This window comes from Rudaea sp. (genome assembly GCF_057139185.1).
On the sequence record NZ_DBNHDN010000044.1, the window covers coordinates 1 to 14,489 of the forward strand.

At 65.2% G+C, this 14,489-nt stretch carries 9 protein-coding genes; 6 read left to right on the plus strand and 3 right to left on the minus strand.

Features of this window, described 5'->3' with window-relative positions:
• Positions 1-47 precede the first annotated feature (47 nt).
• From AC16HO_RS14475 to AC16HO_RS14495, 5 genes are all read left to right on the plus strand, one after another.
• Entirely contained in the window at positions 48-470 is a 423-nt protein-coding gene (locus tag AC16HO_RS14475) for a DNA polymerase III subunit chi (protein ID WP_395641581.1), read from the plus strand.
• Between the two features lie 227 nt (positions 471-697).
• Entirely contained in the window at positions 698-3,010 is a 2,313-nt protein-coding gene (locus AC16HO_RS14480; protein ID WP_395641580.1) for a TonB-dependent receptor, read from the plus strand.
• Positions 3,011-3,070: 60 nt separating this feature from the next.
• Positions 3,071-4,039 carry a peptidylprolyl isomerase gene (locus tag AC16HO_RS14485; RefSeq protein ID WP_395641579.1) on the plus strand — a complete coding sequence of 323 codons (969 nt, stop codon included), beginning with the start codon at positions 3,071-3,073 and terminating at the stop codon, positions 4,037-4,039.
• A gap of 64 nt (positions 4,040-4,103) precedes the next feature.
• Complete coding sequence (locus AC16HO_RS14490; protein ID WP_395641578.1) at positions 4,104-4,709, plus strand: helix-turn-helix domain-containing protein; 606 nt, start codon at positions 4,104-4,106, stop codon at positions 4,707-4,709.
• Between the two features lie 99 nt (positions 4,710-4,808).
• Positions 4,809-7,631 carry a valine--tRNA ligase gene (locus AC16HO_RS14495; RefSeq protein WP_395641577.1) on the plus strand — a complete coding sequence of 941 codons (2,823 nt, stop codon included), beginning with the start codon at positions 4,809-4,811 and terminating at the stop codon, positions 7,629-7,631.
• Between the two features lie 29 nt (positions 7,632-7,660).
• On the opposite strand, the gene AC16HO_RS14500 is transcribed toward AC16HO_RS14495, so the two are convergent.
• The 3 genes from AC16HO_RS14500 to AC16HO_RS14510 are packed head-to-tail and all read right to left on the minus strand — an operon-like array spanning position 7,661 to position 12,078.
• A complete protein-coding gene (locus tag AC16HO_RS14500; protein WP_395641576.1) occupies positions 7,661-8,773 on the minus strand; it encodes an acyltransferase family protein in 1,113 nt (370 codons plus the stop codon).
• Complete coding sequence (locus AC16HO_RS14505; RefSeq protein ID WP_395641575.1) at positions 8,770-9,498, minus strand: SGNH/GDSL hydrolase family protein; 729 nt, start codon at positions 9,496-9,498, stop codon at positions 8,770-8,772. Before AC16HO_RS14505 ends, AC16HO_RS14500 begins: the two co-directional genes overlap by 4 nt.
• A 21-nt stretch (positions 9,499-9,519) precedes the next feature.
• Positions 9,520-12,078 (minus strand): family 20 glycosylhydrolase, encoded by a 2,559-nt coding sequence (locus AC16HO_RS14510; RefSeq protein ID WP_395641574.1) that lies wholly within the window; start codon positions 12,076-12,078, stop codon positions 9,520-9,522.
• 203 nt (positions 12,079-12,281) lie between these two features.
• On the opposite strand from AC16HO_RS14510, the gene AC16HO_RS14515 reads away from it, so the two are divergent.
• A complete protein-coding gene (locus AC16HO_RS14515; protein ID WP_395641573.1) occupies positions 12,282-14,372 on the plus strand; it encodes a S9 family peptidase in 2,091 nt (696 codons plus the stop codon).
• Positions 14,373-14,489: the final 117 nt, after the last annotated feature.

A 14,489-nucleotide genomic window follows, 5' to 3' on the forward strand; every position in this document is an offset into this window, starting at 1 on the left:
GGTCGACCTGCGCCGCGTCGCCAAGCTCAGCCTGAAAACCACATCCGATGCCCCGTGCCGACTTCTACCTGATCGCCAAGCCGCGCTTCCGCGACGATCCGCTGCTGCTCGTCTGCGAGCTGGCCAAGCGCGCGTTCGAGTCGGGGCAACCGGCGCTGATCCTTGCGCATTCGGCCGACCAGGCTGATGCGCTCGACGAGAAACTCTGGGAGTTCGACGAGCAGGCATTCCTCCCGCATCAGCTCGCCGGCGACGACGACGACGCGATCACGCCGGTGCTGATCGTCGCACCGGGCAGTGAAACTCCGGATCGCGCGCTCGTGATCAACCTGCGCGAGGAGTGCGCGCCCGGCCTGTTCGAGCGCGTGCTCGAAGTCGTGCCTGCCGAAGAGGCGCAACGCGCCGGCTCGCGCGAGCGCTGGAAAACCTACAAGGCCGCCGGCTTCGAACTTGCCAAGCACGACATGTAGGTCGCGTCGGCACGCCACGGAATCCCGTGCCGGAGTTCCTGCGGACGCCGGCCGCGCTTGACACGCCCTCGTCAAAACGTTATCAATTCGTCAAAATTCTTTGACATGTCGAATTTCGAAGACCGGCGCTCCATGCCGTCCGGCCTCCGATTTCGCCAGATCGCCTCGACCCACAGCACCGGCAGGATGCCGCCATCCGCCCACTCCACTCCCCCGGGGAACATTCGATGATCACGCATTGCGCCGCTTCTTCCGCCGCCCGATCTTCCGCGCCGAATCCGGTACGAACCAGGATCGCCCATGCCGTCTTCTGCGCGCTCGCCGCGCTGGCCTTCGGCTCCGCGCATGCCGCCGATGCCGCCGCGACCGATGCGGACGCTCAGGCCAAGCCGGCTGACGCGAACACGGCTTCCGATTCAACTGCGCTCGGGACGGTGACCGTCACCGCGAACAAGCGCGCCGAATCGCTGCAGAAAGTGTCGATGAGCATCTCGGCGATCGACGGCAAGGACATGACCAACGCCGGCGCGCAGAACTTCACTGACCTGATCTCCAGCGTGCCGAGCCTGGGCATCTTCAAGACCGGCTCGGGCCGCTCGCAAATCATCATGCGCGGCGTCAACGCGGGCAATTCATCCGAGGACGATCCGCAGACCCAGGAAACCGTCGGCCTCTACATCGATGACGCGCCGGTCGCGATCAACGGTTTCAATCCGGAGTTCGGCCTGTTCGACCTCGAGCGCGTCGAAGTGCTGCGCGGCCCCCAGGGCACGCTGTACGGCGCGGGCGCGATGGCCGGCGCAATCCGCCTGGTCACGCGCAAGCCGCTGCTCGACACGGTCGAAGGCAGTGTCGAAACCTCGATCGCCGACATTGACCACGGCGGCACCAGCTACGACCTGCGCGGCGTGATCAACGTGCCGCTGATCAAGGACGTGGCCGGCCTGCGTGTGTCGATGTACGACGACCGCAACGGCGGCTTCATCAAGAACACGACCACGGGCGAGAGCAACATCAACCGCGCCAACGCGGTCGGCGGCCGCGTCGCGCTGCGCGTGCTGCCGACCGACAGCCTCACCGCCGACCTGTCGATCTGGGCCCATGACCAGAGCGACCACGGCCGCGGCCTCGATGAGACGGGCAACTACACGCGTGCCTACCAGTCGCCGGAGAATTCGAACGAGGACTACACGCTTTCCAACCTCACCCTGACCCAGGTCCTCGGCTGGGGCAGCATCGTTTCCTCGACATCGTATTTCCAGATGAACATGCTCAATCGCTGGAACCTCGACAAGATTTACACGTCGACCTATCCGGCACTGGGTCTTTCGGCGGACGGACCCAAGGCTTCGCTTGCCGACGAAACCCACCTCAACGACTTCACCCAGGAAGTGCGCGCGCTGTCCAACGACGATGGCGTGTTGAAGTGGCTGCTCGGCGCCTACTACCACAAGCGCAACCGCGGCTACATCAACGCCTTTCCCGATCCGGGCTGGGATGCTTACACCGGGTTCCCGAGCGCGGACTTCGGCGCGCCGAAGGACTATCCGTTCTGGGGCATCCAGAACGTGCACATCGAGGAGGCCGCGCTGTTCGGCGAGGCCACCTACAAGCTCGGCAATTTCGCGCTGACCGGCGGCTTGCGCGCGTTCGACTGGAAGGAGCGCCACTGGCAGTACCAGTCCGGCTTCTTCAATGGCGGCGCGACCTCGAACGGCATGCAGCACTCGAAGGAAAACGGCATCAACCCGAAGGTCAACGTCGCCTACACGATCGACGACAACAACGAAGTCTACGCGCAGGCGGCGAAGGGTTTCCGTTACGGCGGCATCAATCAGGTGATCCCGCTGAACCTGTGCGGCGCGGAACTCGAAGCGAACAACCTGCATCCGTCTACCGACTACGGCTCGGACAACCTGTGGAACTACGAGATCGGCAACAAGTCGAGCCTGCTCGACAACCATCTCACCGTGAACAGCAGCCTGTACCTGATCAAGTGGAACAACGTGCAGGTGCGCCGCGGCCTCAATTGCGGCGTCAACTACGTCGAGAACGCGGCCGGCCTGACCAGCAAGGGCGCGGAACTCGAAATCGCCTGGCGTCCGATCCAGAACCTGAAGGTCACGGCGGGTGGTTCGTACACGCATTCCACGCTTGACGCCGACATGCCGCCGCTGAATGCGCACGCCGGCGACGCCGCGCCATTCGTGCCGAAGACCTCGTTCAACGCCACGGCCGAATACACGTTCCCGCTCGGGGCGGACATGCACGGCTTCGTCTGGGGCGGATGGAACTATGTCGGCAAGCGCACGACGCAGTTCAATCCGGCATTTTCGCTGTATCGGGAGATGGACGCATACGATTTGCTCAACCTGCGTGCAGGCGTGCAATGGAGCTCGATGGAAGCCTCGGTGTTCGTGAAGAACCTCGGCAACAGCGACGGCGTCGTGCGCCAGGTCTCGGCAACACCGTTCTATCCCGACGGTGCCTACCGCGTGCAGCCGCGCACGATCGGGGCATCGTTCCGTTACTGGTTCTGATCATCCGCTCGTCATCCCGGCTTTCGCCCGGATGACGAGCTTTCAGCATGTGACAGCCCTATGACGACGAAGCTTCTTCGCAAGAACTACCTGCGCGCACGCGTCACGTCGCTTTGCGTGCTCGGCTTGGCTACGATGCTCGCCGCATCCGTCCATGCCAGGCCGCCCGTGACCGCAGCGAAACCCGCCACCCAGACTACCGCCGCCGTGCTCGCCGCGGCGAAACCCGGCGACTGGCGCGCGCTCGACCCGCAGAACACGTTGTACCTCGACCTGCCGGGCGGCCGCGTCGTCATCGAGCTCGCGCCCGCGTTCGCGCCGAACCACATCGCCAACATCAAGGCGCTGGCGCGCGAGCGGTATTACGACGGCCTCTTCATCGTGCGCGCGCAGGACAACTACGTCGTGCAGATGAACGATCCGGACTACGAGAACGAGGCCAAGCGCAAGCCGATCAAGACCGCCAAGCGCCACCTCGCGCCCGAGTTCACCGTCGCGCTCGACGCCAAGGCGCCGTTCACGCGTCTGCCCGACGCCGACGGCTACGCGCCGGTGACCGGATTCTCCGACGGCTTCGCCTCCGCGCGCGACCCGAAAACGCGGCGCATGTGGCTGACCCACTGCTACGGCGCGGTCGGCGTCGGCCGCGACAACGCACCCGACTCGGGCGGCGGCGCCGAACTCTACGTCGTCATCGGCACGCCGCCGCGCCAGCTCGACCGCAACGTCACCGTCGTCGGCCGCGTCGTCAAGGGTATCGAGTTGTTGTCCACGCTGCCGCGCGGCACCGGACCGTACAGCCTGTACGAAAAACCGGAGCAGCGCACTCCGATCACCAGCATCCGCGTCGCCGCCGACGTGCCGGAAAACGAGCGCGTCGCGCTCGAAGTGCTGCGCACCGACACGCCGACCTTCGACGCCTACGTCGAATCGCGCCGCAACCATCGCGAAGAGTGGTACGCGGTCGCCGCCGGACATATCGACGTGTGCAATGTCGACGTGCCGGTGCGCGCCGCGGGCGGACACTGAAGAACCATGGGGCAACCCTTCTGCGTGGAAGGAAGGGGAAGAACAAAAACGAGGGAGCAAACGCATGAGCACGGCGCCCAAGCGGAAAACCAGGTCGCGCCCCGGCAAGCCGCACATCGGCATGGGGGCGCGCATCCAGCATCGGCGCAAGCAGCTCGGCCTGACCTTGAGCGAGCTCGGCGCACGCGCCGGGCTGTCGGCGCCGTTCCTGTCGCAGGCCGAACGCAACCACACCGTGCCGTCGATCATGTCGCTGATGGCACTGGCCAAGGCGCTCCAGGTCGACCTGCAGTACTTCCTCGAAAGCCCGACCGAACGCAGCATCGTCTGCCGCGCCAGGGAACGCCCGCGCATCCGCATCAATTCGCCGGTTGCATTCTATGATCTGTCCTCGAGCCTGATCCATCGCATGATGGACGCGATCCTCATGGAAATCCCGCCCGGCCACGCGTTTCCGACCGACCAGCGCGATGGCGAGGAATTCGTCATGGTGCTCAAGGGTCGCCTGCACTCGCGCGTCGGCGAGATCGAAACCGTGCTCGGCCCCGGCGACAGCCTGCATTTCAACTCGCAACTGCCGCACTCCTCGCGCAACGACACGAACACGACCGTCACCCTGCTCTACGTCGGCACGCCGAGCGTGATCGGCGAAGAACCGCGCGAAGGCTGAATCCCGCGCCGTGCTTCGCGTCGCGCGGCCGGCGCGGCTACAATGACGCACCCTTTCTCCTTTCGCGCCCGCGTCCCGCGCGGGCCAGGCAAGATCGTCATGGAAAAAAGTTTCGAACCCCAACAGATCGAGTCGAAGTGGTACGCCGCTTGGGAAGCCGCCGGCGACTTCCAGCCGCGCGGCGACGGCGCGCCGTATTGCATCCTGCTGCCGCCGCCGAACGTGACCGGTACGCTGCACATGGGCCATGCGTTCCAGCAGACGGTGATGGATGCGTTGACGCGCTACCACCGCATGCGCGGCTTTCGCACGCTGTGGCAGGGCGGCACCGACCATGCCGGCATCGCCACGCAGAAGATCGTCGAGAACCAGCTCGCCGCCGACGGCAAGTCGCGCCACGATCTGGGCCGCGAGAAATTCGTCGAGCGCGTGTGGGAGTGGAAGCAGCAGTCGGGTTCGACGATCACCCACCAGATGCGCCGCCTCGGCGCCTCGGTCGACTGGTCGCGCGAGCGCTTCACGATGGACGAAGGCCTGTCCGCGGCGGTCAGGCGCGTGTTCGTGCAGTGGTATCGCGATGGCTTGATCTATCGCGGACGTCGCCTCGTCAACTGGGACCCGGTGCTGATGACCGCCGTGTCCGATCTTGAAGTCGAAAACCAGGAGAAGGACGGCTCGCTCTGGTCGATCCGCTATCCGGCCGCCGACGGCAGCGACAACCTCGTCGTCGCGACCACGCGCCCGGAGACGATGCTCGGCGACGTCGCCGTCGCGGTGCATCCCGAGGACGAGCGCTACCAGCACCTGATCGGCAAGATGCTCAAGCTGCCGCTGACCGGGCGCGAGATCCCGGTGATCGCCGACGACTACGTCGATCGCGAGTTCGGCACCGGCTGCGTCAAGATCACGCCGGCGCATGACTTCAACGACTGGCAGATCGGCGCACGGCACAAGCTCACACCGATCACGATCCTCACGCTCGACGCGAAGATCAACGACAACGCGCCCGAAAAATACCGCGGCCTCGACCGCTTCGCCGCGCGCAAGGCCGTACTCGCCGACCTTGAAGCCACCGGCCTGCTCGTCGAAACGAAGAAGCACAAGCTGCAGGTGCCGGTCAGCCAGCGCAGCGACGCGATCATCGAGCCGATGCTGACCGATCAATGGTTTCTCGATCTCACCAGCGACACGCGCGTCGACGGCAAGCCCGGCCCGGGCGGACGCCGCGCGATCACCAAACCCGCGCTCGCCGCGGTGCGCGATGGCGAAATCAAGTTCGTGCCGGAGAACTGGTCGACAACCTACAACCAGTGGCTGGAAAACATCCAGGACTGGTGCGTCAGCCGCCAGCTCTGGTGGGGCCACCAGATTCCGGCCTGGTACGACGAGGCCGGAAATATCTTTGTCGGCGAGAACGAAGCCGACGCGCTCGCGCACGCGGGCGTGCAGCCGGTCGGCACGCTCAAGCAGGACGAGGACGTGCTCGATACCTGGTTCTCCTCCGCGCTGTGGCCGTTCTCGACGCTGGGCTGGCCTGGCGATGAGCCCGTGAAGAACGAACGCGGCGAGATCGTCGCGAACTGGGCGCAGGACCAGGCGTTCCTGCCGAGCGCGGTGCTGGTCACCGGCTTCGACATCATCTTCTTCTGGGTCGCGCGCATGGTCATGGCGACCCAGTACTTTACCGGCAAGGTGCCGTTTCGCGAGGTCTACATCAACGCCATCGTGCGCGACGCCGAAGGCCAGAAGATGTCGAAGTCGAAAGGCAACACGATCGACCCGCTTGACCTGATCGACGGTATCGATCTCGGCACGCTGGTGAACAAATCCACAAGTTCACTGTTGATTCCACAGGTGCGCGAGAAGGTCGAGAAGCGCATCCGCAAGGACTACCCCGATGGCATCGCCGCAGTCGGCACCGACGCGCTGCGCTTCACCTTCGCCGCGCTCGCCACCTACGGCCGCACGATCAACTTCGACCTCAAGCGCGCCGAAGGCTACAAGGCGTTCTGCAACAAGCTGTGGAACGCGGCACGGTTCGTGTTGATGAATATCGAAGCGACGCCGCAACCAGTAGTGCAGCCAGCGACGGAAGCAGAGCGCTGGATTTACGCGCGACTGCGCATCACGCTTGCGGAAGTCGAGGCGCAGATGAAGCTCTACCGCTTCGACCTCGTCGCGCAGGCGCTGTACGAGTTCGTCTGGAACGAATACTGCGACTGGTTCGTCGAGCTGGCCAAGCCTGCGCTCAATGGCGACGACAAGGCCGCTGCCGATTCGACGCGGCACACGCTGCTTGCCGTGCTCGAAGCCGCGCTGCGCGCGTTGCATCCGATCACGCCGTTCATCACCGAAGAAATCTACCAATCGGTCGCGCCACTGCTCGGCCTCGAGGAAAGGAGCATCACGCAGCGCCCTTATCCGCGCGCCGACGACTTCACCGCCGACGATCCGGCCGCAAGCGCCGACATCGAATGGCTGCGCGCGGTGCTGACCCAGGTTCGCCGCATCCGCAGCGAGATGAACATCGCGCCGGGCAAGACGATTCCGCTGCTCTACGTGAACGGCAGCACGAGCGACCGCGTGCGCGCGGACAAGTTCGCCGCGCAGATCGCCTTCCTCGCCAAGGCAGAATCGCAGCGCTGGCTCGCGCCGGGCGAGACCGAACCGGCCGCCGCTACGGCGATCATTGGCGAGATGAAGCTGCTGATCCCGCTTGCCGGCCTGATCGATCTCGACGCGGAGAAGGCGCGGCTTGAAAAAGAGATCAAGCGCCTTGACGGCGAACTCGCCAAGTCGAGCGCGAAGCTCGCCAACTTCGGCGAAAAGACGCCGGCGACCGTGGTCGAACAGGAGAAGAAGCGCGTCACCGAGTTCAGCGCCACGCTCGACGGTCTGCGCGTGCAGTTGGCCAAGCTATGAAGTCATGACCGCCGCCGCGTGGCGGCCGCCTACAGCGTGATGTAGATGCGCTTTCGATCCATGCCCCAGGCGACGAGCCAGCACAGCAACATGAAGGTGCAGGCGTACAGCAGCGCACCGTTTGGCGCGCCGGCCCAGCTTTCGAATCCGTTGCGATAGAGCCAGGAAAACGACGAAACGCCGCCGATCGGGATCAGGAACATCAGCGCGTTGCCGACTTCGCTGAGCAGGTAGACGAACAATGTGTTCTTGCCGAGCACTTCGAAGAAATGCGTCAGCTTGTTGCGCACACCTCGACCGTCGATCGCCCAGACCAGCGCGGCAAGCACGACGAGGTCGATACCGATCGTGCACAGCGCGTACGAGCTCGTCCACAGCTTCTTGTTGATCGGCAATACGCCGTTCCAGACCAGTGCGAGCGCGACACAGACAACGCCGATGCCGGCGAAACGCCACAGCAGCGCGCGGTCGTAGCCGCGCACGCGCAATGCGCGACCGGCGAGGCAGCCGGCAAGCATGTTGACCGCGGCAGGCAGCGTACTCAACAGGCCTTCCGGGTCGAAGGCGATGCCCTCGCCGTGCCAGAGATGATCGGGGCCGAGCAGGAGCAGATCGAACTTACGTACCGCGTTGCCGGCAAGCGTGTAGTCGCCGAAATGCGCAAGCACCGTCCAGTAGCCGAGCAGCACGGCGCCGGCAAAGATCAGTGCGCCGCGTGTGCCGAGGACAATGGCGATCAGGCTGACCACGCAGTAGTCGACGGCGATGCGTTGCAGTACGCCGGGAATGCGCGTGCCGGCGAGTGGCAGCAGCGCAAGTCGTCCCGCTTCGTCGAAGTGGAAAAACGGAAACCAGTACAGCAGATAGCCGCAGAGGAAGAGCAGCGCCGTGCGGCGGAAAATCTTCTTCAGGGCGGCGCTCATGCCGACGCGCCGAAGGCCGTCGAGCGCGTAGCTGATCGAGACGCCGGCGACGAACAGGAACGTCGGGAAAACCACGTCGGTCAGCGTCAACCCATGCCACTTCGCATGCTGCAGCGGCGCATACGATACGCCTTCGATCGACATGTTGACCACGATCATCAGCACCAGCATCATGCCGCGCATGACGTCGACCGCGAGCGAACGCGTGCCGCCGCTCATTGCTTCGCCGCGCCGACCGGCGCCCGGCCCAACGCCTGCGCGACGGCCGCGCGTGCGAGCGCGTTCATTACCTTGTAGCCCGCCGCGTTCGGATGCACGCCGTCGTCGGAGTATTCCTTCTTCAACGCCGATCCGGCGGCCACCATCGGCGTGTAGTAGTCGATGTGGACGAGGCCGCGCTCGCGCGCGTAGTTGCCAATCCAGCGGTTGAGCGCAGCGATTTTCTCGACCGGCTTCACGTCGGGCGCCCAGTCATAGTGCGCCGCGGGCAGCAGCGAGGCAAGCACGACGACGATGCCGTGTGCCTGCGCCAGCTCGACCATCGAGGCCAGATTGCCCTCGATCTGCGCAAGCGTGGTCGGCCCGGCGTTGCCGGCGATGTCGTTGGTACCGGCAAGGATGACGACGACTTTCGGTTTCAGCTCGATCACGTCGGCGCGGAAGCGCAGCAACATCTGCGGCGTGGTCTGCCCGCTGATGCCGCGGTTGATGTAGTCGCGGGTGGAAAAAATGCTTTCCGGCGCTTCGCTCCAGAACTCGGTGATCGAATCGCCCATGAAGACAACGCGGCCGTTGCCGGCGTTGGACGCCGCAAGCGCGGCGTTCGCGGCGGCGTAACGGGCGAGATTGGGCCAGTCCGATTGGCAACCCTCGGCGGCTGCAGAGGTCACCATGGCGAAGACCGCGAGAACCGGCATCACACAACGCACAATGGATTTCATCATGGTTCGATCTTTCGTATGTCGCTACGGATTGTCAATCCATGCAGCGCGTCCCCTTCGTCCGTCCGTGGTGAAGGCCGCCACGCGCAACGTGCCGTGCTCGTGCAGCGGACCGGTCACGACTGGACTGTGGGCGTCGGGCTCGCCGCCGTCGCTGCGATAGCGCAAGATGAAGCCCGGAATCTGCATGTTGACCTGCACCGCGCCGTCGATGCGCTTCAACCCCGGCATCGGAATGCGGTACACGACGCCGGCGTGTTCCGCGTCGAGTCGCGGCAGCACGCGCTTTCCAATTTGGTTGACGAACGCCGACCACGCCGCCGCGTGCGCGCTCGCGGCGCGTGTGCGATCGACCTCGTGCGTCCACGCGGGATCGCGCGCCCAGCCAAGTTCGGCGGTGCCGAGCAGGCGCGGCATCAGCAGATAGTCGATGCGCTCGCGACTGCGCAAGGTCTCGCCGAACAGCGTCGCCTCGACGCCGCGCACATGTTGCTCGCCGTACTCGGTGAGACCATCCAAGCCGGGCACACCAGCGGGGTCGGTGACGTCCTTGCGCGTGGAATCAAGCGGAATGAAATCGTAGACCTTGCCGAGGTCCACGTAGGCGGCCCAATTCATGCCCGGTTCCTCGGGATCACGGCTGTAGGCCATGTCCGCATAGAGATTGGTCGCCGGCGACAGCACCACGTCGTAGCCTGCATTGGCGAGGCGGTACGCCAGATCCTCGGCGCCGCCGGTGTTGTTCCAGACGTGCAGCGTGAAGCCGCGTTGCACGAATGTCGGATTCGGGATCAACTTGCTCTTGCCGCGCAGAGTCGTGCGCCGCGCGCCGAGCTCTTCCCAACCGGCGGTGGCCAGCCCGTGCGCGCGCAGAATGCGGTCGACGCGGTCGTAGAACACGTCCCACACCTGCGCGACCGAGTCCAGGTGTCGCGCCTGCATCAGCTTGCGCACCGCGGGCGACTGCTCCCACACGCCCCTGGGCACCTCGTCACCGCCGACGTGCAGCGTGGTCAGCGGCACGCCGGCCTCCTTGTGCATCGCGACGAGGTCGGCAACGACCCGCTCGATGAACGCATAGGTCGATTCCAGACCTGGATCCATCACGTTGTCGGTGTACAACTGCGCCGACGCGTACACCGACTTGTCGCCTGGGTCGGTGAGCAGCAGCGTGTTCGCAGCATCCGTTTGCGCGCTGTGGCGAGCACGCCAGGCCATCGCCTTGATCGCCGCACGCGCGTGCCCGGGCATCTCGATTTCCGGGATGACTTCGATGTGACGCGCGGCGGCGTACTTGAGAATCTCGATGTAGTCGGCGCGCGTGTAGTGGCCACTGCCGTGGGCGTCGTCGACATCGGGGCCGGAACCGAACGCGGGAAACAGGTACTCGGCCTCGTTTGTCGAGTGCCCGCGCCGTGCGCCGAACGCGGTGAGCTCGGGCAGGCCCGCTATGTCCAGCCGCCAGCCTTCGTCGTCGGTCAGATGAAAATGGAACGTGTTGAGCTTGTAGCGCGCCATCAGGTCGAGCAGCCGCAGCACCGTCGGCTTGTCCTGAAAATTGCGCGCCACATCGAGCATGAATCCGCGATAGGCGAAACGCGGTGCATCGGTGAGCGTGATCGCGCCGAGCGTTACCGCTTCGCCCGCTTTGTGCTGCAACGGCAACAGCTCGCGCAGCGACTGCAAGCCGCGCGCCACGCCCGCAGCCGTATTGCCGGTGATGCGCACGCCGCTGGCCGGATCGACCGAAAGCGCGTAGGCCTCGGTCGATGTCTCGCCGTCCACCGCGGCTACGCGCAACGTGAGCACGGGCTCCTTCGCACCTTGGCGGGCGCCCGCTGCGATATACGATGCCAGCATCGCACGCGCCTGTGCCGCCTCGTTGGCCAGCGTGGCGTCGGCATCGATGCGCGGCAGCGTGGACCACGTCAACCTGCCCTTGCCGCGAACAAAGTGCCGCGGCGTCGGAAACACCGGCGCCAAATCATTCTCGGCCACGTCGGCAATGATGCGGTTGCGCTCGAAAATTTCCTCGGCCCCGGCCGGTGGCGAATGTTCGCCTGCATCGGGATCGACCTGATCGGCGAGCTTCGGCAAGGTCACGCGGTAGTCGCTGATCGGATGCCCAACGTCGATCGCCGCATCGTTGACGAAATACGGCGCCTTCGGCGCCTTGTCGATGTTGAACATCACCGCCGGATGGATCAGGGTCAGGCGCACGCTGTCACCCGGCGCCAACGCCTTGAACCCAGCGATCGGCCGCAGCCGGAACAGGCCGCCATTGACGCGCTCGACCCGCACATGGCCCGGCATCTCGCCGGTGCGCGCATCGGCGAGACAATCGAAATAGATCGCCCAACCGCTGGCCGGCAGCGGCCGGCTATCGCGATTGGTCAGCACGAACGCCGCTTCGCTGTGACGTTCCGCCCCGCTGTCGGCGACGCCGATCTTCACCGTTTCCCACTGCAACTGCAGCGGCGCCGGCTGTGACGCTGCAAATGCGAACACCGCTTGCAGCAGCAGCGCGAGTACGCAGCACCAACGCGCGCACCGCGTGTTGAACCGTCGGTCAGCACCGTTCATCCGATCTCCCCGCAGGAATTGTCGCGGCGATGGCCCCGAAACTCCGCATCGTCGTTGCCGCGGGAGAATGGCCGAATCATGACAACGTTGTCAACAGCCCTTGCATCGTGCCTTCACGCATGATGCAGCGGCGCGGCCACAGCCAGCCCACCGTGCAACATTTGCAGCTATCCTCAGCGCAACGCCCCAGCCACAGGGATCCGATGAAAGCCCGCATCGCCGTTGTTGTCCTGCTCGCTGCCGCCACGTTCGCCCAGGCGGCCGACAAAACGACCATTACCCACGAAGACCTGTGGCTGATGCCGCGGGTCGGCGCGCCGGTGACCAGCCCCGACGGCAAGTTCGCCGCGTTCAACGTCACCGAGCCGAGCTACAAGAAGGATGAGTCGCGCACGCACCTGTGGCTCGTCGCCACCGACGGCGGCACGCCCGCGCGCCGCCTCACCGCGAGCAAGACCGCGGAGAGCGGCATCGCCTGGAGCGCCGACTCCAGGCGCCTCGCGTTTGCGGCCAAGCGTGGCGATGACAAGGTCGCGCAAATCTGGATTCTCGATCTCGCCCAAGGCGGCGAGGCGATCCGGGCGACGTCGCTGTCGACCGGCGCCGCCGAGCCGGAGTTCTCGCCCGACGGCAAGCGCCTGCTGTTCACCAGCCACGTCTACCCCGGGGCGAAGGACGACAAGGACAACGAGCGCATCGCCAAGGAACACGAGGAGCGCAAGTACAAGGCGCACGTCTACACCGGCTTTCCGATCCGCAACTTCGACAAGTGGATCGAGGACAAACGTCCGCATGTATTCGTGCAGACGATCGGTGCGAACGATGCGCGCGACCTGATCGCAGGCTCCGCGCTGGCGCAACTGCCGGGCTATTCCGCACCCGACGAGAATGCCGGCTCGACCTGGGCGCCCGATGGCCGCAGCATCGTCTTCGTCGCCAGCCGCAACCGCAACCGCGCAGCGTGGCAGTTCACCAACGCCGATCTGTTTCGGGTTTCCGTCGACGGCGGCGAGCCCAAGCGCTTGACCGGCAACGATTCGCTCGACGCCGGCGACAGCTACGGCAAGCCGCGCTTCAGCGCCGACGGCCGCACGCTGTACGCGGCGGTGACGCCACAAACGGGCGCGATCTACAACGCCTCGCGCCTTGCCGCGATCGACTGGCCTAGCGGCAAGCCGCGCGCACGCGTCGAACTGCCGGGAAAACTCTCCGTGGCGAGCTTCGCGCCGGCGCCTGATTCGCGCACGGTGTTCATCACGGCCGAGAGCGAAGGCCAGGAAAAACTCTATCGCGCCACGAACGGTGACAACGAAGCGAAACTGGTCGGCGCGCCGGCGCATGGCACCTGGGCACATCTGAGCGGCGGCGTGAAGTCGCCCATGCTCGTCGCGCAGTACGAATCGGCGACCGAGCCGCCCGAGATCGTGCGCCTCGACGCGTCGGGCAAGATGCAGAAGCTGACGAATTTCAGCGGCGAGCGCGCGGCCAGGCTCGATCTCGCGCCGGTGGAACATTTCGCCTTCACCAACGCGCGCGGCCAGCGCATCGACTCGATGCTCGTCAAGCCGCCGCACTTCGATCCGGCACGGAAGTACCCGCTGCTCGTGGTCATGCACGGCGGCCCGTTCTCGCAATGGCGCGACCAATGGGTGCTGCGCTGGAACTACCACTTGCTCGCCGCGCCCGGTTACATCGTGCTGTTGACCAACTATGTCGGCTCGACCGGTTACGGTGAGGCGTTCTCGCAGGCGATCCAGGGAGATCCATTGAAGGGTCCGGGCGACGACATCAACGCCGCCGCGGACGAGGCGATCAAAAAGTATTCCTTCATCGACGCAAGCCGCCAGTGCGCCGCGGGCGCGAGTTACGGCGGCCATCTTTCTAACTGGATGCAGGCGACGACGACACGCTACCGCTGTCTGGTCAGCCACGCCGGCCTGGTCAATCTCGAAGCGCAGTGGGGCACCTCGGACACGATCTATGGCCGCGAAGTCGGCAACGGCGGCCCGGTCTGGGAACAAGGCGCGATCTGGCGCGAGCAGAACCCGATCCGCTATGCGGCGAAGTTCAAGACGCCCGCGCTGGTCTCGGTCGGCGAGCGTGATTTCCGCGTGCCGATCAACAACGCGCTCGAATACTGGTCGGCGCTGCAGCGCCAGCGTGTCGAGAGCAAGCTCATCGTCTTCCCCGACGAGAACCACTGGGTGCTCAACGCCGAGGACTCGAAATTCTGGTACTCCGAAGTGCAGGCGTGGTTCGCACGGTACTTGAAGGACGAGAAATCACAGCCGTAGAGGGCGCGCGAGGCCGCTTTCCTTCTCGCGGCGAAAAATATGAGAGGCGTCGGCAGGATTCGATGAACCGAGCCCCTACGCCGGGACCGCGGACAGGTTGCCCGTCGTGCGACTTGT

Bases quoted from the DNA above. Each gene is read 5' to 3' on its own strand.
- AC16HO_RS14500 (WP_395641576.1), bottom strand. From the start codon at position 8,773: ATGAGCGGCGGCACGCGTTCGCTCGCGGTCGACGTCATGCGCGGCATG.
- AC16HO_RS14495 (WP_395641577.1), top strand. From the start codon at position 4,809: ATGGAAAAAAGTTTCGAACCCCAACAGATCGAGTCGAAGTGGTACGCC.
- AC16HO_RS14505 (WP_395641575.1), bottom strand. From the start codon at position 9,498: ATGATGAAATCCATTGTGCGTTGTGTGATGCCGGTTCTCGCGGTCTTC.
- AC16HO_RS14485 (WP_395641579.1), top strand. From the start codon at position 3,071: ATGACGACGAAGCTTCTTCGCAAGAACTACCTGCGCGCACGCGTCACG.
- AC16HO_RS14475 (WP_395641581.1), top strand. From the start codon at position 48: ATGCCCCGTGCCGACTTCTACCTGATCGCCAAGCCGCGCTTCCGCGAC.
- AC16HO_RS14490 (WP_395641578.1), top strand. From the start codon at position 4,104: ATGAGCACGGCGCCCAAGCGGAAAACCAGGTCGCGCCCCGGCAAGCCG.
- AC16HO_RS14515 (WP_395641573.1), top strand. From the start codon at position 12,282: ATGAAAGCCCGCATCGCCGTTGTTGTCCTGCTCGCTGCCGCCACGTTC.
- AC16HO_RS14480 (WP_395641580.1), top strand. From the start codon at position 698: ATGATCACGCATTGCGCCGCTTCTTCCGCCGCCCGATCTTCCGCGCCG.
- AC16HO_RS14510 (WP_395641574.1), bottom strand. From the start codon at position 12,078: ATGAACGGTGCTGACCGACGGTTCAACACGCGGTGCGCGCGTTGGTGC.